1 protein-coding gene is annotated in these 1114 nt (G+C 42.8%); it reads right to left on the bottom strand.

Annotated features, from left to right (window positions below):
* Nucleotides 1-9 precede the first annotated feature (9 nt).
* Nucleotides 10-1008 carry an IS30 family transposase gene (locus FFM82_RS13410; protein WP_016527164.1) on the bottom strand — a complete coding sequence of 333 codons (999 nt, stop codon included), beginning with the start codon at nt 1006-1008 and terminating at the stop codon, nt 10-12.
* Nucleotides 1009-1114: the final 106 nt, after the last annotated feature.

The following is a 1114-nucleotide window of genomic DNA, read 5'->3' as shown; positions in this document are numbered from 1 at the left end:
GACGAATTGTCAAATCAAGCGCAACTTTTTGCCGAAGAAAACTTCACTTGGACTTTTCCATCCCAAGACCTTTCGTGGACGGTTATTTAAATCTGTGACAAATGCGATAATCTCTTGGTCATTTAAATCGTTCAAATCAGTTCCTTTGGGGAAATATTCACGAATTAAACCGTTAGTATTTTCATTGGTTCCACGTTGTTGTGGTGCGTGTGGATCTGGAAAAAATACCGGTATTTCTAAAGTGTCAATGACGTCTTGATAATTGGCAAACTCAGTTCCACGATCAGGTGTAAGTGTCTTTACCCGTTCCGGTGTGACGCTATTTAATAAGTCCATCATAGCTTGTGCCACGGGTTTAGCTGCGACTTTACTTACCCGTTCCGCTAATAAATACCGTGATTTACGGTCTACCAGCGTCACCAGCGCTGAACGTCCGGTTTTACCACGCACTGTGTCACCTTCCCAGTGACCAAACCGAGTTCTATTTTCAGCCGAAAGTGGGCGGTCGTGGATTGAAGGTACATCGTTAAAACGACCACGCCGTTCCTTGATAGTTCCCTTAACTTTGCGCGTTTTACCTCGATGTCTTAATTGGCGGGCGAATCCACGGGCACCATGACTTTTACGCTTTTCACCAAGATTATTCAAAGCAATTCCACGATAAATTGTGTTGTAACTGATTTTCCAGTTACTATGCTCAAAATTTAGCCGTCCTGCGATTTGTTCTGGGGACCATTTACGATGAACGATACAATTAATGACAAATGCCCGGATATCAGTTTGCGATAAGATCCGTGGCCGTCGACTTTTCAAACGTTGACGCTCATAATTTAGTTGCGCATTAACTGCGGAATATTTAGAACGACCACCATTCCGGCTAACTTCCCGTGAAATAGTCGCTTTAGAACAACCGATGCGTTGGGCAATGGCCTGGTAAGACTGTTTTAAAGTTAGCCCAACTAGTAGGCATTCACGGTCATTTAAGGTAAGATGATGATATAGGCTCATAGTCTGAGTCCTCCTTGTAAGTAAGTTGTGGTGACTATATTTTACAAGGACTCAGGCTGTGAGTCTTCTTTTTGATCATTTGTTGCACTTCAATTGTAAATTCGTC

Origin of the sequence: Lactiplantibacillus plajomi, from assembly GCF_005405405.1 — a bacterium.
GTDB classification, from domain to species: domain Bacteria; phylum Bacillota; class Bacilli; order Lactobacillales; family Lactobacillaceae; genus Lactiplantibacillus; species Lactiplantibacillus plajomi.
This window is presented reverse-complemented; position numbering and strand designations above follow the sequence as displayed.

Bases quoted from the DNA above. Each gene is read 5' to 3' on its own strand.
- FFM82_RS13410 (WP_016527164.1), bottom strand. From the start codon at position 1,008: ATGAGCCTATATCATCATCTTACCTTAAATGACCGTGAATGCCTACTA.